Here is a 21,966-nt window from a genome sequence, read left to right as displayed (position 1 = left end):
GCGTCAGAGTTTGACCGCCCGCTTGGCGTTGCGCAAGCCGCATGGGAGCATGCCCGTCAGAAAAAGTGCAGGAGTGAGGACGATGTTGCGAATTCGTGGAACCGTTGGCGACTTGCCGGTGGACTTGACCCTGGAGCTGGATGACGGCGACTGGGCCCGCCTGGGCGCGCAATTGCAGGCCACGCCCGTTGCCAGCGCGACCGCCGCGCCGGTGGCTCCGGTCAAACCCAATGACGACCTGTGGCAGGGCGCCCAGGACCTGTTGCGCAAGGCCGGCCAGCTCAGCGGTCTGGAGTTGCTCGATCAACTGGAAGGCTTGGCTGGCGACGCCTCGGCGGGCAAGCGCCTGCTGGTGCGCCTGCGTCATAGCGCCAAGGTGAAGGTCAGCAGCGGCGCGGATACGCCGCTGTACAGCTGGGTCGGTGACTAGTACAACGCGGCAAACAACTTGCGACGGTACACGCTCACCAGCGGGTGATCGTTGCCCAGCAATTCGAACACCTGCAGCAAGGTCTTGTGCGGCAGGCCTTCGCTGTAGCTGCGGTTGCGGATGAACAACTTGAGCAAACCTTCCAGTGCCGCGTCGTACTGCTGGCGCGCCAGTTGCTGGATCGTCAACTGGTAGGCCGCTTCATCGTCCTGCGGGTTTTGCGCCAGGCGGCTTTTCAGGTCGGCGGCGTCCGGCAGGTCGGCTGCCTGGCGCAGGAAGGTGATCTGCGCCTTGGCCCCGGCGAGGGCGGCCTTGTGATCGTCGCTTTTCACCGCGTCCAGCACGGTCTGGGCTTCGCCCAATTCACCGCGCTCGGCCAGGCAACGTGCGTACAGGATCAACGCGCCAGCGTTGGTGTTGTCTTCGCCCAGCAGCGCCACCAGCACTGCTTCGGCGTCGCTGATGCGACCTTCGGCAAACAGTGCTTGAGCCTGTTCCAGCGGATCGGCTGCAGCCGGCGGTGGCATCTGCACATGCGGCTCCAGCATCGCTCGCACCGCCGACTCCGGCTGCGCCCCCGCAAACCCGTCCACCGGCTGGCCATCCTTGAACAACACTACCGTCGGCAGGCTGCGAATGCCAAAACGTGCAACGATATCCTGCTCGGCCTCGCAGTCCACCTTGGCCAGCAGCAACTCCCCCTGATAACTCTCGGCAATCTGCGCCAGCAGTGGCATCAATGCTTTGCACGGCGCGCACCACTCGGCCCAGAAATCTACCAGTACGGGTTTTTCAAAAGAGTTCTGGATCACTGCCTGGTCAAAGTTGGCGGTAGTGACGTCGAAGATATACGGCGTGGGCTCACTCATGGGGCGTCTCGAATAAAGCGGGAATGGGGCAACTATAAGGGCTGGCGCCGCGAATGGTACAGGCTCACCTTGCGAAACTCCCAAGGCTCCGCCAGATCCGGCAACGTCAGCGCATCAAGGATCTCCAGCCTTTGATAATCCGGGTGCTGAAAGTCCCGCACCCGCGAATCCGCCACCAGCGCTTCGCGGCCACGGGTCAGGAACTGATCCAGCAGCGGCAGGTTCGCGCGGTCGTAGAGCACGTCGGCCACCAGGATCAGGTCGAAGCGATCGGCTTCGGCGAAGAAATCCGCCGAATAACCCAGCTCTACGCCATTGAGTTCGGCATTCGCCCGGCAGGACGCCAGCGCCAGTGGGTCCAGGTCGCAGGCCACCACTTCCAGGGCGCCTGCCTTGACGGCGGCAATCCCGGCGACACCGGAGCCGGCGCCAAAGTCCAGCACACGTTTACCGGCGACCCATTCAGGGTTCGCCGCCAGATAGCGCGCCAAGGCCAAGCCACTGGCCCAGCAAAAACTCCAGTACGGCGGTTCATGCAGGATGCGCCGGGTTTCTTCTGGGCTGAAGGCGCGGTCCATGTTGTCCGCATCCAGCAGCCATAACGACAACTCAGTGCCTGGCAGCGGGCAGGGCACCAATTGCGCGTCGCCGATCAGTGCGCTGAGGGCGGCTTGCAGACCAAGCGGTGGTGTCATGGGGCCTTGACGAGTTGCAGGGGGCCGGTGGTCTGGGTGATCGCCTGGGTGATGCGCACGGCGGGCAGGTGCAGGATCAACTGGCCGGACTGGCTGGCGCGACCGCGCAATTCAACCCGGGCACCAGCCGGGAACGCTTCAGGATTGAAGCGCAGGCGGAAGGCCAGGGGCTTGCCGTTGCCGGTCAGCACGCTGCTGGCCAGCAATTGTTGCGGGCGCGAGCGGTCGTCGATCACCAACAGCGCCATCTCCACTTCGGCACCGGCCGGAATGTTGGTCAGGCTGCCGCTGATTTCACGCTGATAGACGGGCAGGGGGCCGAGGTCTTCAATACCCGGGACTTTTTTCTCTTGCGCGGGCGTCGGTTGAGGCGTGGTCGGTTTGGGGGCTTCGCTGCTGCAGGCGACCAGGAAACTGAACAGGGTGAGCAAAACAAGTGGTCGTAACTGCATGTACGGCTCCAGAAAGGACAAAATCCGTGGCTTGAAAAATATGAAACATAATAGTCAGCCTATATACCGTAAAGGCTATGGCTTGTCTTGCCACGGGGATGCGCTACCATGGCCCTCCCTTTATTTGTTGCCTGCCTACCATGCACTGTCCCTTCTGCGGTGCCAACGACACCAAGGTCATTGACTCGCGTCTGGTCGCCGAGGGCGATCAAGTGCGTCGCCGGCGTGAATGCCTGGCCTGCGGTGAACGTTTCACCACCTTCGAAACCGCCGAACTGGTATTGCCGCGCCTGATCAAATCCGACGGCAGCCGCCAGCCTTTCGACGAAGAAAAACTGCGCGCCGGTATGCAGCGCGCCCTGGAAAAACGCCCGGTGAGTGTCGAGCGGCTGGAGGCGGCGCTGGTGCACATCAAGCACAAGCTGCGTGCGACCGGCGAGCGCGAGGTCAAGAGCCTGGTGGTAGGAGAGTTGGTGATGGGCGAGCTGCAAAAGCTCGACGAAGTCGCCTACATCCGTTTCGCCTCGGTGTATCGACGCTTCCAGGACCTCAATGAGTTCCGCGAAGAGATCGACCGCCTGGCCCGGGAGCCAGCCAAAGAATGAACCCACCGTCTGCCGAACAAGCGGTGCTCGACGCCCATTACATGGCCCGCGCCTTGGAACTCGCGCGCAAAGGCTTGTACACCACCCATCCCAACCCGCGTGTAGGTTGTGTGATCGTGCGCGATGGGCAGGTTGTCGGCGAAGGCTGGCATGAGCGCACCGGCGAACCCCATGCCGAACCCAACGCCCTGCGTGCCGCCGGTGACAAGGCCCGTGGCGCCACGGTGTACGTAACCCTCGAGCCGTGCAGCCACCATGGGCGCACACCGCCCTGCGCCGATGCCCTGGTTACGGCCGGTGTCGCCCGTGTCGTGGCCGGCATGCAGGACCCTAACCCCGAAGTGGCCGGGCGCGGCATGCAGCGTCTGGCGCAAGCCGGGATCGAGGTCTTGAGTGGCGTGCTGGAAGCCCAGGCCCGCGCGTTGAATCCGGGATTCCTCAAGCGCATGGAGCACGGCCTGCCCTTCGTGCGGGTCAAGCTGGCGATGAGCCTGGACGGCCGCACTGCCATGGCCAGCGGCGAAAGCCAATGGATCACCGGCCCTGCGGCCCGCGCCGCCGTGCAGCGCCTGCGCGCCGAGGCCAGTGTGGTGCTGACCGGCGCCGACACGGTGTTGGCCGACGGCGCCCGCCTGACCGTGCGCGCCGCCGAACTCGGCCTGGACGAAGCCACCACTGCGCTGGCCATGTCGCGCCCGCCGTTGCGCGTGCTGATCGATGGCCGTTTGCGCGTGCCGCTCAACGCACCGTTCTTCAAGGCCGGGCCGGCGCTGGTCATCACCTGCGTGACCCCGGAAAACCAGTTTCCCCGTGGCCCCGAGTGCCTGGTGGTGCCCGGCGTCGATGGCCAGGTCGACCTGCGTTCGGCGCTGGTCGCCTTGGCCGCCCGTGGCGTCAACGAAGTGTTGGTAGAGGCAGGCCCAAGCCTGGCGGGGGCCTTTGCCCAGCAAGGCCTCGTAGATGAGTACGTGATATTCGTCGCCGGCAAGTTCCTGGGCTCCGCCGCCCGACCTTTGCTGGACTGGCCGCTTGAGAAACTGGCCGATGCCCCCCAACTCAAGATCACTGAAATGCGCGCTGTAGGCGACGACTGGCGAGTCACTGCCATCCCGCTTCCACCCGCGAGCGTATAATTCTGACCGGGCGCTCAAGTGCCCGTCCCGTTTTCCAGGAGAAGGCCATGTTCACCGGCATTATCGAATCCATCGGCAGCATCCGCGCCATGACCCCCAAAGGCGGCGACGTGCGCCTGCTGGTTGAAACCGGCAAGCTGGACCTGGGCGACGTCAAGCTGGGCGACAGCATCGCCGTCAGCGGCGTGTGCCTCACCGTCATCGACCTGCCGGGCAACGGCTTTGCCGCCGATGTCAGCCGGGAAACCCTGGACTGCACCGCGATGAACGACCTCAAGGCCGGCAGCCCGGTGAACCTGGAAAAAGCCCTGACCCCGACCACCCGCCTCGGCGGTCACCTGGTCAGCGGCCACGTCGACGGCGTCGGCGAAGTGGTAGCGCGCAGCGAAAACGCGCGTGCCGTGGAATTCCGCATCCGCGCGCCCAAAGAGCTGGCCAAGTACATCGCCCACAAAGGCTCGATCACCGTCGATGGCACCAGCCTCACCGTGAACGCCGTGAACGGCGCCGAATTTGAACTGACCATCATTCCCCACACCCTCAGCGAAACCATCATGGCGTCTTACCAGCCAGGTCGCCGGGTGAACCTGGAAGTGGACTTGCTTGCCCGTTACCTGGAGCGCCTGTTGTTGGGCGAAAAGGCCGCAGAGCCTGCAACCGGGAACATCACCGAAAGTTTTCTGGCCGCTAACGGCTACCTGAAATCCTGACCAAGGGGGTGCCGCGTGGCGCTCAATAGCATCGAAGAACTGGTTGAAGACATCCGCCAAGGCAAGATGGTCATCCTGATGGATGACGAAGACCGCGAGAACGAAGGCGACATCATCATGGCCGCCGAGGCCTGCAAGCCTGAGCACATCAACTTCATGGCCAAGTACGCCCGTGGATTGATCTGCATGCCCATGAGCCGCGAGCGCTGCGAGTTGCTCAAGCTGCCGTTGATGGCGCCGCGCAATGGCTCGGGTTTTGGCACCAAGTTCACTGTATCGATCGAGGCCACTACCGGCGTCACCACCGGCATTTCCGCCGCCGACCGCGCCCGCACCGTGCAAGCCGCTGCTGCCAAGGACGCCAAGGCCGAAGACATCGTCAGTCCCGGCCACATCTTCCCGCTGATGGCCCAGCCGGGTGGCACCCTGGCCCGTGCCGGCCACACCGAAGCCGCCTGCGACCTGGCGCGCATGGCCGGTTTCGAGCCCTGCGGCGTGATCTGCGAAGTGATGAACGACGACGGCACCATGGCCCGTCGTGCTGAACTCGAAGCCTTTGCCGCCGAACACAACATCAAGGTGGGCACCATTGCCGACCTGATTCACTACCGCATGATCCACGAACGTACCGTTCAGCGGATTGCCGAGCAGCCACTGGACAGCGAACTGGGCCAATTCAATTTGGTGACCTACCGTGATTCCGTGGAAGGCGACGTGCACATGGCGCTGACCCTGGGCACCATTTGCGCCGAAGAGCCGACCCTGGTGCGTGTGCACAACATGGACCCATTGCGCGACCTGCTGATGGTCAAGCAACCGGGTCGCTGGAGCCTGCGCGCTGCCATGGCTGCCGTCTCCGAGGCCGGCAGCGGTGTGGTGCTGCTGCTCGGTCACCCGCTGGATGGCGATGTGCTGCTGGCGCATATCCGCGAAACGGCGGACCACACGCCGGTGAAAAAACCGACCACCTACAGCATCGTCGGGGCCGGTTCGCAGATCCTGCGTGACCTGGGCGTGCGCAAAATGCGCCTGATGAGCGCACCGATGAAATTTAATGCGATATCCGGTTTCGACCTGGAAGTAGTAGAATACGTGCCCTCCGAATAAAGGCCGGCGATTTTCGCCCCTTGTTCGCGGTTCAAATATCACTAAGGGACGCGTCATACACGCGTCCCGGCTCTTTAAGAGATTTGTCGAATGACCCTGAAGACCATCGAAGGTACCTTCATCGCCCCCAAAGGCCGCTATGCCCTGGTGGTTGGCCGCTTCAACAGCTTCGTGGTTGAAAGCCTGGTAAGCGGTGCCGTTGACGCCCTGGTTCGCCACGGTGTGAGCGAAAGCGACATCACCATCATCCGTGCCCCTGGCGCCTTCGAAATTCCACTGGTTGCGCAGAAAGTTGCTCAACAGGGTGAATACGCGGCGATCATCGCCCTGGGCGCGGTCATTCGTGGCGGCACGCCGCACTTCGAATACGTGGCTGGCGAATGCACCAAGGGCCTGGCCCAGGTGTCCATGGAGTTCGGCGTACCGGTTGCGTTCGGCGTGCTGACCGTGGATTCCATCGAGCAAGCCATCGAGCGTTCCGGCACCAAGGCCGGTAACAAAGGCGCTGAAGCGGCCCTGTCCGCCCTGGAAATGGTCAGCCTGCTGTCGCAGTTGGAGGCCAAGTGATTTCCGACGAGAGCGACAACTTCAACCCGCGCGAGCCACGTCCAGCCGATGCTGGCAAGCCTTCGAAGAACGAGAAGCGTCGCGCTGCTCGTCAGTTGGCGACCCAGGCGCTGTATCAGCGTCACCTGGCGGGCGCGTCGTTGAACGAGATCGAAGCACAGTTTCGCGTCGACAACGATTTCACCTTTGCCGACCTGCCGTATTTCCACGACATCCTGCACGGTGTGCACGCGCACCTGACCGAGATCGACACCGCCCTGGCGCCTTGCCTGGACCTGACCATCGAAGAGCTGGACCCGGTTGAGCTGTGCGTGATGCGCCTGTCGGCCTGGGAACTGCTGTATCGCGTCGACGTGCCGTACCGCGTGGTGATCAACGAAGGTATCGAACTGGCGAAAGTCTACGGTTCGACCGACGGCCACAAGTTCGTCAACGGCGTACTCGACAAGCTGGCGCCGCGCCTGCGTGAAGCCGAAGTGAAGGCGTACAAGCGCTGAATCGCGCTTGAAACCTGAATGGGCGAGTTTGAGCTGATCCGCAACTACTTCGCCGCCGCGCCTTGTGCGCAGGGCGGCGAAGGCATTGCTCTGGGGATCGGCGATGACTGCGCCTTGCTGGCGCTTCCCGCTGGGGAGCAATTGGCAATCTCCACCGATACCTTGGTCGCCGGGGTGCATTTTGCCGACCCCTGTGACCCGTTCCTGCTGGGGCAGCGCTCGTTGGCCGTGGCGGTGAGCGACCTGGCGGCCATGGGCGCCAACCCCCTCGCATTTACCCTTGCCCTGACCACACCAACCGTCGATGCCGATTGGCTGCAACGCTATGCCCAGGGGTTGAACCTCATGGCGCAAAACTGTGGCGTGGGTCTGGTGGGCGGCGATACCACCCGTGGCCCCCTGAGTTTGACGCTGACCGTGTTCGGCCGCGTGCCGGCCGGGCAAGCCTTGACCCGCAGCGGTGCACAGCCGGGTGACCTGCTGTGTGTCGGCGGCGAGCTGGGCAATGCCGCCGGCGCCTTGCCGTTGGTATTGGGCCAGCGCAGCGCCGACGCAGCCATCGCCGAGCCGTTGCTCGCTCATTACTGGTCGCCCCGACCGCAGTTGGCCCTGGGTCTGGCGCTGCGTGGCAAGGCTACGTCTGCGATGGATATTTCCGACGGGCTCCTGGCCGATTGCGGGCATATCGCGATGGCGTCAAAGGTCAGCCTGTTGATCGAACGCGAGCGGTTGCCAATGTCCCAGGCACTGTTGGCGTTTGTCGGCGATGATGACGCGCGCGTGGCAGCCCTGAGTGGGGGCGACGACTATGTGCTGGTGTTCACCCTGCCACCTGTCGAACTGGCGCCGTTGCTGGCCGATGGCTGGCCGATCCATGTGATCGGCCGGGTCGACGCGGGGCAGGGCGTCACGTTGCTCGATGGCCGCGGGCAGGACATCACCCCGGCCATCCGTGGTTATCAGCATTTTCGCGAGACACCCTGAATCGGCAAGCTGCGCTACCCTTCGTAGCGTTATCACGGATGCAAGGCCCTGTAGGAGGTCGTCACCATGGATGTGCGCCGTTGGCTGCTGATCGCGCTGTGTGTCTTCACAGCGGTGGTCCAGGCGCAGGACGTGCCCGGCAAGGTCATGCTGGCGAGTGAGGAATGGAGCGACTACACCAACAAAGACGGCACGGGCCTGGCCTGGGACGTACTGCGTCAGGTCTTCGAGCCGGCCGGCATCAACTTGCAGACCCGTTCCGTGCCCTACACGCGCTCGGTCGGCCTGGCCCAGCGCGGCGAGGTGGATGGTTGGGTCGGTTCCTACCGCAATGAAGCCGAAGGTGTGTTGTACCCCCACTGGAACTTCGATTCCGACCACATCTACGCCCTGGGGCTGGCCAGCCTACCGACGCCCACCGTAGCCACGCTGGGTAACTACCGCCTGGCCTGGGTGCGCGGCTACAAGTACGAGGAGTACTTGCCCAATGTGCGCCGTTTCAACCAGGTGGAGCGTCGCGATGGCATTTTGGCAATGCTGCTACACGGCCGTGCGGACTTCTACATTGATGCGTTGGCCGAGGCCAAGTACGTGCTCAGTCAGGCGGATGATCCCTCGAAGTTCACGCTGACGCCGATTGCCGAACTGCCGTTGTACATCGGGTTTGCCGATAACGAGCGGGGCCGGGGCTTGATGGCTGTCTTTGACCAGCGCATGGCGGCCCTGGTGAAAAGCGGTGAGTTAAAGCCGATATTCGAGCGCTGGAAACAACCCTATCCGTTCTGACGTGCATAGAACCAGGTCGAAGGCCAATCGAACCTATTGATCTTTATCAGCGATAATTCAGCTTAAGCGTCTGTAGGAACCTGCTGTTACAATGGCCGCCTCTGTAAAAACTGAAATCAGGAGCACACGGTGCCCGTCGTTTTCGTCGCCGCTTCCAAGCTGCCTACCCCTTTTGCCACGTTCACCATGAACGGCTTTCTCGAAGAAGCCACCGGGCGCGAGCACGTCGTGCTCAGCCTGGGCGATATCGCCGATGGCGCACCGGTGCTTGGCCGGGTGCACTCCGAATGCCTGACCGGTGATGCGTTGTTCAGCCAGCGTTGCGACTGTGGTTCGCAACTGGAGGCCGCCATGCGCGCGATCGCCCGTGAAGGCCGTGGTGTGCTGTTGTACCTGCGCCAGGAAGGCCGTGGCATTGGCCTGATGAACAAGATCCGCGCCTACGAGTTGCAAGATGGCGGTGCCGATACCGTCGAGGCCAACGAGCGCCTGGGCTTTGCCGCCGACCAGCGTGACTACGCGATCTGCCTGCCGATGCTCGAGCACCTGGGCGTCAAATCCCTGCGCCTGATGACCAATAACCCGCGCAAGGTCAAAGCCTTGACCGAGATGGGCATCACTGTGGCCGAGCGTGTGCCGCTGCACACCGGGCACAACCCGCACAACAAACTCTACCTGGCCACCAAGGCCAGCAAGCTCGACCACATGATGGGCAACGAGCACCAGGGCGAGGTCGACCGCGCGTGACCCGAGGCCAGGTGAAACGGCGACTGTCCTTCAATTGGTGGCAGTACCTGGCCCTGGCGCTGCTCCCCCTGTTTGTGCTCAACCTGGTGTTCGGCCAGGCCGAATCCCTGCTGCCGGTGCTGGCCATGCCGTTCTTCATTGCCGGCGTGGCCTCGATGTTCCTCAGCCTGCGCTACTTCAACGGCTATAAACACGCGTTGATTGCCACCTCCAAAGCCCTCGATACCCCCGAAGAACCGGCTGCCTGGATCACCCTGGCGGCGCGTCGGCGCACGGCATTGCTGGTTGCTGCCGTACCGGCCTGGATCGGGGCGTTGTCGGTCTTCGTCGGGTTGGAAGCGGTGCCACTGTTTCTGTTGGCGCTGTCGACCGTGGTGCTGTTCTACCTCTACCGCATTCCCCGTCAACTGGGATGATTCGCCACTGGCTGGCCGTGTTGCTGGTATTCAGTGCCCAGGCGCTGGCGGCCGAGCGAGTGGTGAGCCTGGCGCCGTCCCTGTCTGAAATCGTGGTCGAACTGGGCGCAGCCGATGTGCTGGTGGGCGTGCTCGACGGCGGCGAACGCCCGGCGGCCTTGGCGCAAGTGCCGTCAGTGGGGCATTACGGTCAGTTGGACATGGAGCGCCTGATCAGCCTCAAGCCCGACCTGATCCTGCTCTGGCCCGGCAGCGTCGGCCCGGCCCAGCGTGAGCAATTGCAGCGCCTGAATATCCCGGTGTACGTCGCCGAACCCCATAGTCTTGAACAGCTCACCACCCAGGTCCAGGCCATTGCCGAGCAATTGGGCCGCGCTGACGCGGGTCGAGAGTTGGCCGCGCAGTTGCGCCAACGCCTGGCCGAGCTGCGACAGCGCTATCAGCGCGCCGAGCCATTGCGCGTGTTTTACCAGGTATGGAATAAGCCGCTGTTCACCGTGGGTGGCGGGCAGATCATCAGCGATGCGTTAAGGGTGTGCGGCGCGCGCAATGTATTTGATGACCTCAAGCTGCCGGCGCCGCAGGTGAGCATCGAATCAGTGTTGCAGCGTGACCCCGAGATGATTCTGGTGGGCGACCAGGCGCAGAAGGAGGCCTGGAAGGTCTGGCCGACGATGGCTGAGCGGGTGCGACGGGTGCCGGATAAAGGCCTGGAGCGGCCCAGCGGGCAGATGCTGGAAGCCGTAGCCCGATTGTGTGAGGTAATCGCGCCCCGCTAGAGGTCCGGCGTCCAGGTCACGCCAACCATCAGCGCCCGGCCTTCTTCCCGGTAGCCATATTGCTGGCCTTGGTACTGATACAGCGCCCGGCTGTAGGCCTTGTCCAGCAAGTTATCGAGCTTCATGCTCAGCGTGACTTCACGGTTCAGCGTCCAACTGGCGCGCAGCCCGAGCAATCCATAGCCAGCCAACGGTTGCTGGTTCTTCGCGTCGTCGTAGCTGCTGCTGACCGCTTGCCAACTGGCGCCGACGCCGAATTGGTCGAATTGGCGATCCAGGTCCAGGCTCACGGTGCGCCTGGCGCGACGCGCCAGCGTACGTCCGGAATCGCGGTCTCGTGGATCAATCAATGCCAGTCCCAGGCTGCCTTGCCAGCCGAACAGCTCTTGCTTGAGCGCGGCTTCGAAGCCGTTGATGCGCGCCGAACTGACGTTTTGCGGGCCGTCGCTGCCGAACACGATCGCATCCTGGATATCGGTGCGGTACAGCGAAGCTTCCAGGCGGCTGGTGTCGCTGAGTTGGCTACGCCATTGCACTTCGTAGCTTTTCGAGGTTTCGGGCTTCAGGTTTGGGTTGCTGTTCTTGAAGCCGTATTCGTCCGGGTAATACAGGTCATTGAACGTCGGGGCGCGGAAGCCCTCGCTGTAGCTCAGCAGCAGGTCGTTGTCCGGGTTGACTGGCAACGTGAGCGTGCCGCTCCAGCTGTTCTGCCCGCCAAACTGCTGGTTCTGGTCACGCCGCAGGCCCAGCTCGGTGGAAAACCATTCGCCATGGAAGCGATGCTGCACAAAGGCCGCGCGGTTCCAGCGACTGTTTTCGGTGAGGGTGGTGGAGCCGTGGAAGCGGTCCTCGTACCAGTCACCGCCGAGAATCAGGCTGTTCTGCTCATTCAGTGTCAGGTCGTTCTGCCAGTTGACCGAGTCGCGGTAAGTGTTGAACACACTGAAGTCATCACTGAGGGTGTCGCGCTTGGTGTCGCGGTTCTCGCTATGGCCCAGCTCCAGGCGCGATTGCCAGCGCTCGTTGAGCGTGGCGTCGACATAGCCGCTGGCGCTACTCAGGGTGTAGTCGGTGTAGGGCTTTTGCCCCACCGTTTGCCCGGTGGCGACGTCGTAGCGGCCAAAGCTGTTGTCGTACTCCGACTTGCCGCGGTTATCTAACAGGTTGAACCCCGCCTCCAGCGCATCGCTGAAGGAATGGCTGAGGTTCAGGCTGAGGGACTGGTTGCGGTAGGCGTCATGATCGCCATCGCTGGGGAATGAGGTGTGCGTCGAGTTGATGCCGGCGGTCTCATCCAGGCTCGCGCCTAGGTTGAAGCGCGTGTATTCATCGCCACCGGACAGGCCGAGGCTGCGCTCCCAGGTCTTGTTGCTGCCAAACCCGAGCTTCAGACGCGGTTGCAGGCCTTGCCCGGCATTGCGCCGGGTAAACACCTGGATCACCCCGCCAATCGCATCGCTGCCGTAGATTACCGAACGTGAACCGCGCAGCACTTCCACCCGTTCGATCTGGTCGACGTTCAGGTATTGCAAGCCGCTGTCGCCGGAGGTGCTATTGGCAATGCGCTGGCCGTCCACCAACACCAGGCTTTGTGCGGATTTGGTGCCACGGATATAAATTCCCGGCAGGCTGCCGCGACCACCGGTAGGCGCTACCTGCACGCCGGGTACGCGGCTGATCAGGTCAGTGAGGCTGGTGGGTTGCAGGCGGTCGATGTCGTCGCGGGTGAACACGGTGTTGGCGGCGCTGCTGTCGTTGCGCGCCTGGACCTGGCGGTTGGCGCTGATGACCACGTTGGGAAGTTTCAGTGCGTCGTCGCGGGTGTCGGCGAGTAGTTCCGGGGAGGTCAGCAGTAACAGAGGCAAGGTGAGACTAAGATGTTTCATCGGCTGTCCATGGCATTTGAAGGTGCCGCAAATCAAATGTGGAAGGGGGCAAGCCCCCTCCCACATGTTGATCCGGTTTCTACAGGCCCAGCAGTGCCATGCGCTCGCGCACCGATGCCTCAATGCCGGCCTCATCCAACCCACACTCGGCCAGCATCTGCGCCGGCTTGGCGTGTTCGACATACACATCCGGCAAGCCCAGGTGCAGCACCGACTTGAGGATATTCTCCCGCGCCAGGAACTCGCTGACCGCCGCACCGGCGCCACCCATTATTGCGTTTTCTTCGACGGTCACCAGCAGCTCATGGTTGCCGGCAATCTCGTGTACCAAGGCTTCGTCCAACGGTTTGACGAAACGCATGTCGACCACGGTGGCGTCGATCTTCTCGGCGACTTTCAGCGCTTCGGCCAATTGCACGCCGAACACCAGGAAAGCGGTCTTGCTGCCTTGGCGACGCACGATGCCCTTGCCGATCTCGATAGGCTCCAGGTCCTTTTCGATCACCGCATTCGGGCCATTGCCGCGCGGGTAACGTACGGCGGCCGGGCCGTTATACAGGTGGCCGGTGCTGAGCATCTTGCGCAGTTCGTTTTCATCACTTGGCGTCATCACCAGCATGCCGGGGATGCAACGCAGGTAGGACAGGTCGAAGCTGCCGGCGTGGGTCGGGCCGTCTTCGCCCACCAGGCCAGCGCGGTCGATGGCGAACAGTACGTCGAGGTTCTGCACTGCCACGTCATGCACCAACTGGTCGTAGCCACGCTGCAGGAACGTGGAGTAGATCGCTACTACTGGCTTGGCGCCTTCGCAGGCCATGCCGGCGGCAAACGTGACCGCGTGCTGCTCGGCAATTGCCACGTCGAAGTAGCGCAGCGGGAAACGCTCGCTGAACGCCACCAGGTCGGAGCCTTCCTTCATCGCCGGGGTAATGCCCACCAAGCGCGGGTCGGCGGTGGCCATGTCGCACAGCCATTCGCCGAACACACCGGAGTACTTCGGCCCGCTGGCCTTTTTCGGCGCGGCGGCAGGAGCGTCCAGGGGTTCCAGCTTGGTGATGGCGTGATAGCCAATCGGGTCGACTTCCGCCGGGGCGAAGCCTTTGCCTTTCTTGGTGACGATATGCAGGAACTGCGGGCCCTTGAGGTCACGCATGTTGCGCAGCGTGGCGATCAGGGTCGGCAGGTCGTGACCATCGATGGGGCCGATGTAATTCCAGCCCAGCTCTTCGAACAGCGTGCCGGGCACCAGCATGCCCTTGGCATACTCTTCGGTGCGCCGGGCAATTTCCCACGCGCCGGGCAGGCGCGAGAGCACCTTCTTGCTGCCTTCACGCATGCTCGCATACGTGCGGCTGGAGAGGATCTTGGCCAGGTAATTGGACAGGCCACCGACGTTGCGCGAGATCGACATATCGTTGTCGTTGAGGATCACCAGCATATTGGCGTCCACTTCCGGTGCATGGTTGAGCGCTTCGAACGCCATGCCGGCGGTCAGCGCGCCATCACCGATCACCGCGATCGCCTTGCGGTCGCTGCCTTGCAGGCGGGCGGCAATCGCCATGCCCAGCGCGGCACTGATGGAGGTGCTGGAGTGGCCGACGCCGAAGGTGTCGTACTCGCTCTCGGCGCGGCGCGGGAAGGCGGCAATGCCGTCCTTCTGGCGCAGGGTGCCCATTTGCTCGCGGCGGCCCGTGAGGATTTTATGCGGGTACGCCTGATGGCCCACGTCCCACACCAGCCGGTCGTCCGGGGTGTCGAACACGTAATGCAGGGCGATGGTCAGCTCGATGACGCCCAGGCCGGCACCAAAATGCCCACCGGTCTGGCCGACCGTGTAGAGCAATTCCAGGCGCAACTCATCTGCCAGGGTTTCCAGCTCGGCTTCACCGAGTCGACGCAGGCCGGCCGGCGTGACAGCACGGTCGAGCAGGGGCGTGGACGGGCGCTTGCGGGGAATCTCTTGAAACGTCGTGGGCATCAGGCGAATCGTTATAGGTATAGAAGAGGCGGCAGTTTACCTCAAGCATCGCAAACTGCCCACGCGGAGCGCCGAACTTGGCCGATATGCGGCCGCAAAGGCCGCCGTTATCAGTGCCGACGTTCGACGATATACCGCGCCAGGTCACGCAGTGGCTCGGCCGCCGCGTCGAAAGGTCGCAGGGCATCCAGGGCCTGGTCGCGCAGTTCCAGGGCATAGGCCTTGGCGGCTTGCAGCCCGAGCAGCGCAGGATAAGTCGGTTTGTCCCGAGCGATATCGGCGCCTTGGCGTTTGCCCAGGGTGGCCGTGTCACTTTCTACGTCGAGAATGTCGTCCTGCACCTGGAATGCCAGGCCAATGGCCCGCGCGTAGGTCTTCAGCGAGGCCAACTGAGCGGCTTCGGCCCGCCCGCTGGCAAGTGCTCCCAGGTGTACGGCGGCCTCGATCAGGGCACCGGTCTTGTGGCGGTGCATGTATTCCAGCGCCTGTTGATCAAGCTTCTGGCCGACCGAGCCGAGGTCGATGGCCTGGCCGCCGACCATGCCGGCCGGGCCTGCCGCCATCGCCAGGGCGGTGACCATGCGCAAGCGGATCTCGGCATTCACGCTGCTCAATGCCGGGTCCAGCAGTGCGCTGAACGCCAGGCTTTGCAGGCCATCACCGGCGAGGATCGCGCAGGCTTCATCGAAGGCTTTGTGGGTGGTGGGCTGGCCGCGACGCAAATCGTCGTCGTCCATCGCCGGCAAATCGTCATGCACCAGGGAGTAGGCGTGGATCAACTCCACCGCACAGGCCGCGCCGTTGGCCTGTTCGGCGGCTGCGCCCAAGGCTTCGCACGCTGCATAGGCCAGCAACGGACGCACGCGCTTGCCGCCATTCATCACGCTGTAGCGCATGGCTTCATAAAGACGCTTGAGTTCGGGGCTTGGCGCAACAAACAAGGGTTCCAACGCCGCATTGACCCGGGCTTGGCTACTGGCCTGATACGCGTCGATCATTCGGGCTGTTCCGCATCGAAAGGTTCTTCGGCCAACTCCCCGTCCCGTTCCAGCAACACCTGCACCTTCTGCTCCGCCTGCGCCAACGCGCTCTGGCAGTCACGGGTCAGGCCGATGCCTTGCTCAAACGCCGTCAGCGAGTCTTCCAGCGACAACTCGCCGTTCTCCAGCCGCTCGACCAGGGTTTGCAGGTCGGCGAGGGATTGTTCGAAATCGAGTGCAACTTTTTTGCGGGCCATGGCGGCTATTCCGGTAGACGGTAAACCGGCGGGACACTAGCAGACATGGGGATTCTGGGCAAATAAGCGGGGGAGGGTGTTCAGGCGGTGAGCCGAATAAGCGCCCTATTCGGCTCATCAAATGAGCCGTATACCCATTTTATTCGGCTCACCGCCGGTCAGGATCTTTGCGCCATTGACGAGCATTGTTCTTGTGATGTTTTCAACTGTGCTTCAAATGTCTGCAATCCCACGTGCATTTCCTGTAGCGCGGCAATTTTCAGGGCTAGTTCCTGCTTCTTGTCTGCGATTGCCTGGTCCGCCCGCTCCCAGGGCAATACATCGCCTACGTGACCTGCAAGAATCTCCTGCAACTCCTTGAGCTTGAACCCCAATTGCTGCGCGCACTTGATAAACATCAGCAGCTCAACGTTCTGCGCCGAATAGACCCGGTATTGGCCCTGACGCCGCGGTTCTGGCAGCAGTCCGATCGCCTCATAGTGACGAATCGCCTTGATGGTCGTGCCCGACAACTGCGCGGCTTTGCCGATGTACATGAAAACTCCTTTTTTCCGTTAAAGCGCCGGCCTGTTTCAGCCATTTATCCCGCTGCGCCGCAGTGGAGCCCAGCACCGGCCCGAACAGCAGCGTGTTTGCAGTCTTGACACCACAAAGCCCCAGCGTGGTCTTGCGCATCTGGTGAATGCCCGGCATGCGATAGAACCAACGGTAATACCATGGCGGCGTGTCCAGGGTCACCAGTAGATGTGCCGTTCGGCCGTGGAGCAGTTTGTCAGGAAAAGCCTTGCCCGCTCGGTATTTAAAGGCAAAACCGGGTAGGAAGATTCGGTCGATAAAGCCCTTCATCAACGCCGGGATGCCACCCCACCAGATCGGGAAGACAAATGTCAGGTGAGTGGCCCAGAGGATGTCGGATTGCGCGCTGAGCAGGTCGGGCTCCAGCGGCTGAATCTGGGTGTAACCGTGATGAAGGACGGGGTCGAAAGCCAGGTCGCCCAAGCGTACGACACGTACTTCATGGCCGGCGGTTTTTGCCGCCTGGATGTAGGTATCGGCCAGGGCTGAACAAAAGCTGGAGGCGGAAGGATGGCCGAGGATCACCAGGGTACGCGGGGTCATGGGGAGGTCCTGAACAGGGTGTTCCAGGGTAAAGGCTGCTGTATAGGGGAGAGTCAAGTCAGTAGTCCGCAATGGCCAGCAGGACGTTTCTGTGGTTATTGAAGGGGCCTTCCTGGAACGACCTTCGCCCCTTGTGACCGTCAATGCGCCTGACTAGCCTGCCTCAAACCTCCAGAGTGACATGGCATGAGCGAACCCTGTATCGGCTTGACCGCACCACCAGCGGGCTACAGTGACTGGCTGACCGACCTGAAAGGCCGTATTCATGCGGCGCAACAGCGCGCAACACTGGCGGTGAATCGGGAATTGGTGCTGCTCTATTGGCAGATTGGCCACGACATTTTGACCCGCCAGGCGGAGCAGGGTTGGGGCAGCAAAGTCATTGATCGACTTGCCCAGGATTTGCGTGCGGCCTTTCCCCGAATGAAGGGTTTTTCGCCGCGAAATCTCAAGTACATGCGTGCTTTTGCCGAGGCGTGGCCAGATGCTGAATTTGTGCAAGAGGTGCTTGCACAATTGCCCTGGTATCACCATTTGGCATTACTGGACAAACTCCCCGGCCCCGAAACCCGCCGCTGGTACATAGCCCAGGCGATAGAGAACAACTGGTCGCGTAACTCGCTGGTGATGCACATCGAAAACCGCTTGTTGGAGCGCAGTGGCAAGGCGGTCAGCAACTTCGAGACCCACCTGCCCAAACCGCAATCCGACCTGGCGCGTGAGTCGCTGAAAGACCCTTACCGTTTTGACTTCCTCAGCCTGGCCCTGGACGCGCAGGAGCGCGACATAGAAAACGCCTTGATCAAGCACGTCACCGACTTTTTGTTGGAGTTGGGCGCCGGTTTCGCCTTTGTCGGCCAGCAAGTACTGCTGGATGTCGGAGGCGATGAGTTCTTTGTCGACCTGCTGTTCTATCACGTGAAGCTACGCTGCTACGTGGTCATCGAACTGAAAGCCGGCAAGTTCAAACCCGAGCATCTGGGGAAACTGAGCTTTTATCTGGCTGCCGTCGATGCCCAGCTTAAACATCCACAAGACGGGCCCACCATCGGCCTGCTGTTGTGCAAGAGCAAGAACGAAGTCGTCGCCGAATATGCGTTGCGCGATAACAATCGGCCGATTGGTGTAGCGGAATATCAACTGGTTGAGTCGTTGCCCGCAGAGCTACGAACCAGCCTGCCAAGCATCGAGCAGATCGAGCGGGAGCTGGCGGGTTAAAACCGACTGATAGCCTCAAAACCCCGGCGGAATGTACCCCGGCACAAATGGCACATTCAGGCACTTGCCATGCAGGATCCGGCCATCCTCAATCCTGAACAGCACGATCTTCTTCGTCTTATCCACCGTGGCTTCCAGCTTGCAATCCGAACTGTGCCCGACCTGCTGGTAATACTCGGTGTACACCATCCCGTTCCCGGTGTGATTCATTGAAGTCCCGGCGGCTTCAGTGGTCGTCCATGAAGAGGATTTGTGCCAGGTCATCACCACCTGCGTGTCGCCATTGGGCGCATTCTGCTTCTTCATCGAGTCGGGCTTGCCGAACAAATCCAACGCCTCTTGCACGTCCCGGCCTTCCCAGCGCGATTGTGCAATAAGGTGGCACCCGTTGATAAACAGCACGGCGGGCAACCAAAGCCCAGCCAGCAACAGCCTTGTCCATTTAGGCATGGTGAATCCTTCTTGTAGGTGAGTGTTGCTCAGCGCTTGTTGCCCAGCATGTCGTCGAGGTCATCGATCATCTGGCTCTTCTCCTGAGTCGGCCCCAATTGCTGGAACATGGCCTTGGTGGTCTGGATCATCTGCAGGTGGGTCATCTTGCCCATGGCGATGGTGTCCTTGCTCTTGCCCGGTTCGCAGACATACGCGAGCGTGCGGTCGAGCCAGAACTCCTTCGGCGTCTGCCACGTGTTGGAGACCTTCAAGTGCGTAAGGGTGTAGGAAAATGGCGCAACCGACTGCCCGTTAAGAAAGCGCAGCTTGCGCGTGGAGCACTGCACTTCGATGTTGTACACATCGATCATGGGCTTGCCCGGTTCTTCATACACCACCGTGACGGCCACCAGTTTTGCGCCCTTGTTGTGGTTCGACGGCACCACCGAAGTGCGATCGGCCACATACATCACGTTTTTATGGGCCCGACCGCTGCCGTAGATGATCGACCAGTCGCCGATCGGTGTTTCTTCATCGGCCAATACCGACGTTGTGCTGATCAGCAAGACGGGCAGCAGTGCCAGGCAGCGCCCGATTTTGGTTAAGGTATTCAATAGCGTCCTTCCTTGAGACTCGAAATAAGCGAAGGACTTTAGTGGTGAGGCGGTGCCGTCTCAATTAGGGCGAGTGTGCTAATGGCGCATTGCTAGTTAACCAAAAAAGCCTGCGTTTCAAGGCAGGCTTAGTGTGTGCAGCGGTTGAATTAGTCCTTACGCGCCGTCAATGCCGCATACCCATTCATCAAGTTGCGATAGTTGGGAATGCGCTGGGACAACAGGTTCCCCAGGCCCTCGATATCGTTGCGCCAGTCGCGGTGCAACTCACACGCCACCGAGAACCAGTTCATCAACTGCGCACCCGCCTGGGTCATCCGGCTCCACGCCGCCTGCTGCACCGTGGTATTGAACGTGCCCGACGCATCGGTCACCACAAACACCTCAAACCCTTCCGCCAGCGCCGGCAGGGTCGGGAACGCTACGCACACATCGGTGACCACGCCGGCAATGATGATCTGCTTGCGACCGGTGGCTTTGATCGCCTTGACGAAGTCTTCGTTATCCCACGCATTGATCTGGCCTGGGCGGGCGATATACGGCGCGTCCGGGAACATCTCTTTGAGCTCCGGCACCAACGGGCCATTAGGGCCTTGCTCGAAGCTGGTGGTGAGGATGGTCGGCAGGTTGAAGAACTTGGCCAGGTCAGCCAGGGCGAGCACGTTGTTCTTGAACTCGTTGGGCGAGAAGTCCTGTACCAGGGAAATCAGGCCGGTCTGGTGGTCGACCAGCAGGACTACGGCGTCGTCTTTGTTCAAGCGGTTGTAGGTTGCAGTGCTCATGGTTGAATCCTTTTTTGTTCAGGTTGGTTGGGCGTTGCGTTCAACATGGGCACAGATTAATGGGTGGGCTGTGGGGGATAAATCGGTTGGGATAGGTAATACCGTCAACTCAAAGGAGACGATTGTTTATCTGTGGTTTATCGCAGAAATGATCTCAAGGATGGTTTAGTATTTATGGAAAATATAAACTTATAGGTGCTTATTTATCATGAAAATAAACCGCCTGCTGGCTGGTTGGGCACCGGGTTCCGTTGCGACGCAAGCCTGGCTGCATAGCCATGGCGTCGGCCCCAGCCTGATCCAAAAGTATCAGCGCAGTGGTTGGGTAGAGCGGGTGGGCCATGGCGCGTGGAAACGCTGCGGCGATGACCTGGATTGGCAGGGCGGGGTATTCGCTTTGCAGCAAGATGCATCGGCACGTATTTGGCCGGGCGGCGCGACGGCGTTGAGTTTGCTCGGCTACAGCCATTACCTCGCCTTTGGAAAACAGACCGTCGATCTGTTCGGAACACCGGGCGCTGTGCTTGCGGGCTGGTTCCGCAAGTACCCTTGGGATGTCGACGTGAACTTCTATCCCGGTGGCCTCTTCGCGGAAATGGAAGATATGGGGTTACAAGTTTTCCAGGTCCCTTACAGCCGATTTGAGTTAAAAATCGCAACCCCGGAACGCGCCGTACTCGAGCTTATTCATCAAACCGCTGACGAGATGCTCTTCAGTCATGTCGCTGATGTGTTCACTGGTTTGGGCTCACTGAGCCCCAGGCGCCTGCAGAAGTTGCTTGACGCGTGCAACTCGATTCGCGTCAAACGTGTTTTCCTCCTGCTGGCGCGAAACGCGCGGCACGTGTGGTACGAGCGAATAGACCTTTCCAGCATTGATCTAGGTAAAGGCAAGCGCCAAATCATCCGGGGTGGTCGACTCGATAAAGAGTTCCTAATCACCGTGCCGGAGAGTTTTGCCAGTGGCGCTTGATGCCCGTTATGCCGCTCAGGTTCGATTGTTGGTCCAGGTCATCCCTCACGTAGCGGCAGAGCGGTGTTTTGCCCTGAAAGGGGGGACGGCCATCAATCTGTTCATACGTGATCTCCCTCGTCTGTCGGTGGACATAGACCTGGCGTACCTGCCCAGTTCTGATCGCCAACAGGCATTAGGCGATGTCCGTCTGGCGCTCCAACGCATCGCTGATGCGGTTGGGCAAGGCTTACCTCACGTCGGTGCGACGGTCCAGGCAAATCGAGACGATGAACTGCGAGTGCTGGTACGCAGCCCGTCTGCTCAAATCAAGATCGAAGTTTCGCCTGTGATGCGGGGCACTGTTCACGCGCCGCAAGAGCGTGACGTCGTGGCGTTGGTTGAAGATCAATTCGGGTTCGCTGCTATCCCGGTGGTCTCGTTGCCCGATTTGTACGGTGGCAAGATTTGCGCTGCGCTGGATCGACAGCACCCCAGGGATCTTTTTGACGTGATGCTGATGCTTCGCGAGGAGGGGCTGACGCGGGAAATATTCGAGGGTTTTCTGGTGTACCTGATCAGTCATCGAAGGCCGATGAGCGAGCTGCTCGCTCCACGGTGGAAACCGCTAGCGGGCATATTCCAAGCGGAGTTTGCCGGCATGACGCGTGAGCCTGTCACGCTTGAACAGTTGGAGAGTACCCGGCATGGGTTGCTTGAAGCGATACGGCAGCAGTTTTGTGCGCAAGATGCTGCTTTTTTGCTTTCACTCAAGCGTGCAAAGCCTGATTGGGCGCTGCTGGCCCTGGACGGTATTGATAAGCTGCCGGCGGTGCAATGGAAGCTACGCAATATTGCTGGAATGTCTGTTGAAAAGCGTGAAGAGGCATTTGCAGTGCTGGACCGTGTAGCCGGACAAATGTTGGTCGGGGCACCGTTTTAACAGTGGCCTGCGCACAGCAACAAAAGCC

At 61.3% G+C, this 21,966-nt stretch carries 27 protein-coding genes; 15 read left to right on the top strand and 12 right to left on the bottom strand.

Annotated features, from left to right (window positions below):
• The first annotated feature begins 82 nt into the window (after nucleotides 1–82).
• Nucleotides 83–430: a hypothetical protein gene (locus LUU92_RS25700; RefSeq protein WP_071489854.1), complete on the top strand. Its 348-nt coding sequence runs from the start codon at nucleotides 83–85 to the stop codon at nucleotides 428–430.
• Here LUU92_RS25700 and trxA read toward each other — a convergent pair.
• From trxA to LUU92_RS25685, 3 genes are read right to left on the bottom strand one after another with little or no spacing between them, the layout of a single operon-like run.
• Nucleotides 427–1,299 (bottom strand): thioredoxin, encoded by an 873-nt coding sequence (gene trxA, locus LUU92_RS25695; protein ID WP_071489855.1) that lies wholly within the window; start codon nucleotides 1,297–1,299, stop codon nucleotides 427–429. The genes LUU92_RS25700 and trxA overlap by 4 nt on opposite strands.
• Nucleotides 1,300–1,331: 32 nt before the next feature.
• Nucleotides 1,332–1,994, bottom strand: coding sequence for a class I SAM-dependent methyltransferase (locus LUU92_RS25690; protein WP_071489856.1), 663 nt, complete (start codon nucleotides 1,992–1,994; stop codon nucleotides 1,332–1,334).
• Nucleotides 1,991–2,446 (bottom strand): YbaY family lipoprotein, encoded by a 456-nt coding sequence (locus LUU92_RS25685; protein WP_071489857.1) that lies wholly within the window; start codon nucleotides 2,444–2,446, stop codon nucleotides 1,991–1,993. The genes LUU92_RS25690 and LUU92_RS25685 overlap by 4 nt, the downstream gene beginning before the upstream one ends.
• A gap of 140 nt (nucleotides 2,447–2,586) precedes the next feature.
• Between LUU92_RS25685 and nrdR the strand changes: the two genes are divergently transcribed.
• From nrdR to LUU92_RS25630, 11 genes are all read left to right on the top strand, one after another.
• Entirely contained in the window at nucleotides 2,587–3,051 is a 465-nt protein-coding gene (gene nrdR, locus LUU92_RS25680) for a transcriptional regulator NrdR (RefSeq protein WP_010206843.1), read from the top strand.
• On the top strand, nucleotides 3,048–4,184 hold the full coding sequence (gene ribD, locus LUU92_RS25675) for a bifunctional diaminohydroxyphosphoribosylaminopyrimidine deaminase/5-amino-6-(5-phosphoribosylamino)uracil reductase RibD (protein WP_071489858.1): 1,137 nt from the start codon (nucleotides 3,048–3,050) through the stop codon (nucleotides 4,182–4,184). The genes nrdR and ribD overlap by 4 nt, the downstream gene beginning before the upstream one ends.
• 47 nt (nucleotides 4,185–4,231) lie before the next feature.
• On the top strand, nucleotides 4,232–4,894 hold the full coding sequence (locus LUU92_RS25670) for a riboflavin synthase (protein WP_071489859.1): 663 nt from the start codon (nucleotides 4,232–4,234) through the stop codon (nucleotides 4,892–4,894).
• Nucleotides 4,895–4,909: 15 nt separating this feature from the next.
• Nucleotides 4,910–6,001, top strand: coding sequence for a bifunctional 3,4-dihydroxy-2-butanone-4-phosphate synthase/GTP cyclohydrolase II (gene ribBA, locus LUU92_RS25665; RefSeq protein WP_092250569.1), 1,092 nt, complete (start codon nucleotides 4,910–4,912; stop codon nucleotides 5,999–6,001).
• A 90-nt stretch (nucleotides 6,002–6,091) separates the two neighbouring features.
• Nucleotides 6,092–6,568 carry a 6,7-dimethyl-8-ribityllumazine synthase gene (gene ribH / locus LUU92_RS25660; RefSeq protein ID WP_003176356.1) on the top strand — a complete coding sequence of 159 codons (477 nt, stop codon included), beginning with the start codon at nucleotides 6,092–6,094 and terminating at the stop codon, nucleotides 6,566–6,568.
• The gene (gene nusB / locus LUU92_RS25655) at nucleotides 6,565–7,065 is read left to right on the top strand and encodes a transcription antitermination factor NusB (RefSeq protein WP_010206836.1); all 501 of its coding nucleotides are present in this window, start codon (nucleotides 6,565–6,567) and stop codon (nucleotides 7,063–7,065) included. Before ribH ends, nusB begins: the two co-directional genes overlap by 4 nt.
• Before the next feature lie 18 nt (nucleotides 7,066–7,083).
• Nucleotides 7,084–8,049, top strand: a complete 966-nt coding sequence (gene thiL, locus LUU92_RS25650; RefSeq protein ID WP_257102825.1) for a thiamine-phosphate kinase — start codon at nucleotides 7,084–7,086, stop codon at nucleotides 8,047–8,049.
• Nucleotides 8,050–8,115: 66 nt separating this feature from the next.
• Entirely contained in the window at nucleotides 8,116–8,835 is a 720-nt protein-coding gene (locus tag LUU92_RS25645) for a substrate-binding periplasmic protein (protein WP_257102824.1), read from the top strand.
• A 129-nt stretch (nucleotides 8,836–8,964) separates the two neighbouring features.
• Nucleotides 8,965–9,582, top strand: a complete 618-nt coding sequence (ribA, locus tag LUU92_RS25640) for a GTP cyclohydrolase II (RefSeq protein WP_016978544.1) — start codon at nucleotides 8,965–8,967, stop codon at nucleotides 9,580–9,582.
• Nucleotides 9,579–9,998: a nuclear FMR1 interacting 1 family protein gene (locus tag LUU92_RS25635; RefSeq protein WP_071493707.1), complete on the top strand. Its 420-nt coding sequence runs from the start codon at nucleotides 9,579–9,581 to the stop codon at nucleotides 9,996–9,998. Before ribA ends, LUU92_RS25635 begins: the two co-directional genes overlap by 4 nt.
• Nucleotides 9,995–10,777 (top strand): cobalamin-binding protein, encoded by a 783-nt coding sequence (locus LUU92_RS25630; protein WP_071489864.1) that lies wholly within the window; start codon nucleotides 9,995–9,997, stop codon nucleotides 10,775–10,777. The genes LUU92_RS25635 and LUU92_RS25630 overlap by 4 nt, the downstream gene beginning before the upstream one ends.
• Here the strand turns inward: LUU92_RS25630 and LUU92_RS25625 are convergent.
• The 6 genes from LUU92_RS25625 to LUU92_RS25600 all read right to left on the bottom strand — a co-directional run bounded on the left by LUU92_RS25625 (nucleotide 10,774) and on the right by LUU92_RS25600 (nucleotide 16,997).
• Nucleotides 10,774–12,663, bottom strand: a complete 1,890-nt coding sequence (locus LUU92_RS25625) for a TonB-dependent receptor domain-containing protein (RefSeq protein WP_257102823.1) — start codon at nucleotides 12,661–12,663, stop codon at nucleotides 10,774–10,776. The two genes, LUU92_RS25630 and LUU92_RS25625, sit on opposite strands and share 4 nt — an antisense overlap.
• A gap of 79 nt (nucleotides 12,664–12,742) precedes the next feature.
• Nucleotides 12,743–14,641, bottom strand: a complete 1,899-nt coding sequence (gene dxs, locus LUU92_RS25620) for a 1-deoxy-D-xylulose-5-phosphate synthase (protein WP_257102822.1) — start codon at nucleotides 14,639–14,641, stop codon at nucleotides 12,743–12,745.
• A gap of 110 nt (nucleotides 14,642–14,751) precedes the next feature.
• On the bottom strand, nucleotides 14,752–15,639 hold the full coding sequence (gene ispA, locus LUU92_RS25615; protein WP_222540492.1) for a (2E,6E)-farnesyl diphosphate synthase: 888 nt from the start codon (nucleotides 15,637–15,639) through the stop codon (nucleotides 14,752–14,754).
• Nucleotides 15,636–15,878 (bottom strand): exodeoxyribonuclease VII small subunit, encoded by a 243-nt coding sequence (locus LUU92_RS25610; protein WP_003176346.1) that lies wholly within the window; start codon nucleotides 15,876–15,878, stop codon nucleotides 15,636–15,638. Before LUU92_RS25610 ends, ispA begins: the two co-directional genes overlap by 4 nt.
• 158 nt (nucleotides 15,879–16,036) lie before the next feature.
• Nucleotides 16,037–16,414 carry a MerR family transcriptional regulator gene (locus LUU92_RS25605; RefSeq protein WP_071489868.1) on the bottom strand — a complete coding sequence of 126 codons (378 nt, stop codon included), beginning with the start codon at nucleotides 16,412–16,414 and terminating at the stop codon, nucleotides 16,037–16,039.
• Nucleotides 16,353–16,997, bottom strand: a complete 645-nt coding sequence (locus LUU92_RS25600) for an NAD(P)H-dependent oxidoreductase (RefSeq protein ID WP_071489869.1) — start codon at nucleotides 16,995–16,997, stop codon at nucleotides 16,353–16,355. The genes LUU92_RS25605 and LUU92_RS25600 overlap by 62 nt, the downstream gene beginning before the upstream one ends.
• Before the next feature lie 186 nt (nucleotides 16,998–17,183).
• Between LUU92_RS25600 and LUU92_RS25595 the strand changes: the two genes are divergently transcribed.
• A complete protein-coding gene (locus tag LUU92_RS25595) occupies nucleotides 17,184–18,215 on the top strand; it encodes a PDDEXK nuclease domain-containing protein (RefSeq protein WP_071489870.1) in 1,032 nt (343 codons plus the stop codon).
• A 15-nt stretch (nucleotides 18,216–18,230) separates the two neighbouring features.
• Here the strand turns inward: LUU92_RS25595 and LUU92_RS25590 are convergent, their stop codons facing one another.
• The 3 genes from LUU92_RS25590 to ycaC all read right to left on the bottom strand — a co-directional run bounded on the left by LUU92_RS25590 (nucleotide 18,231) and on the right by ycaC (nucleotide 20,043).
• On the bottom strand, nucleotides 18,231–18,665 hold the full coding sequence (locus tag LUU92_RS25590) for a hypothetical protein (protein WP_071489871.1): 435 nt from the start codon (nucleotides 18,663–18,665) through the stop codon (nucleotides 18,231–18,233).
• Between the two features lie 29 nt (nucleotides 18,666–18,694).
• Complete coding sequence (locus LUU92_RS25585; RefSeq protein WP_071489872.1) at nucleotides 18,695–19,261, bottom strand: hypothetical protein; 567 nt, start codon at nucleotides 19,259–19,261, stop codon at nucleotides 18,695–18,697.
• A 149-nt stretch (nucleotides 19,262–19,410) separates the two neighbouring features.
• The gene (gene ycaC, locus LUU92_RS25580) at nucleotides 19,411–20,043 is read right to left on the bottom strand and encodes an isochorismate family cysteine hydrolase YcaC (RefSeq protein WP_257102821.1); all 633 of its coding nucleotides are present in this window, start codon (nucleotides 20,041–20,043) and stop codon (nucleotides 19,411–19,413) included.
• A 208-nt stretch (nucleotides 20,044–20,251) separates the two neighbouring features.
• On the opposite strand from ycaC, the gene LUU92_RS25575 reads away from it, so the two are divergent.
• Entirely contained in the window at nucleotides 20,252–21,016 is a 765-nt protein-coding gene (locus tag LUU92_RS25575) for a type IV toxin-antitoxin system AbiEi family antitoxin (RefSeq protein WP_093514304.1), read from the top strand.
• Entirely contained in the window at nucleotides 21,006–21,938 is a 933-nt protein-coding gene (locus LUU92_RS25570; protein WP_257102820.1) for a nucleotidyl transferase AbiEii/AbiGii toxin family protein, read from the top strand. Before LUU92_RS25575 ends, LUU92_RS25570 begins: the two co-directional genes overlap by 11 nt.
• Nucleotides 21,939–21,966 lie beyond the last annotated feature (28 nt).

It is taken from the genome of Pseudomonas extremorientalis (assembly GCF_024584605.1).
Lineage (GTDB): Bacteria > Pseudomonadota > Gammaproteobacteria > Pseudomonadales > Pseudomonadaceae > Aquipseudomonas > Aquipseudomonas extremorientalis.
This window is presented reverse-complemented; position numbering and strand designations above follow the sequence as displayed.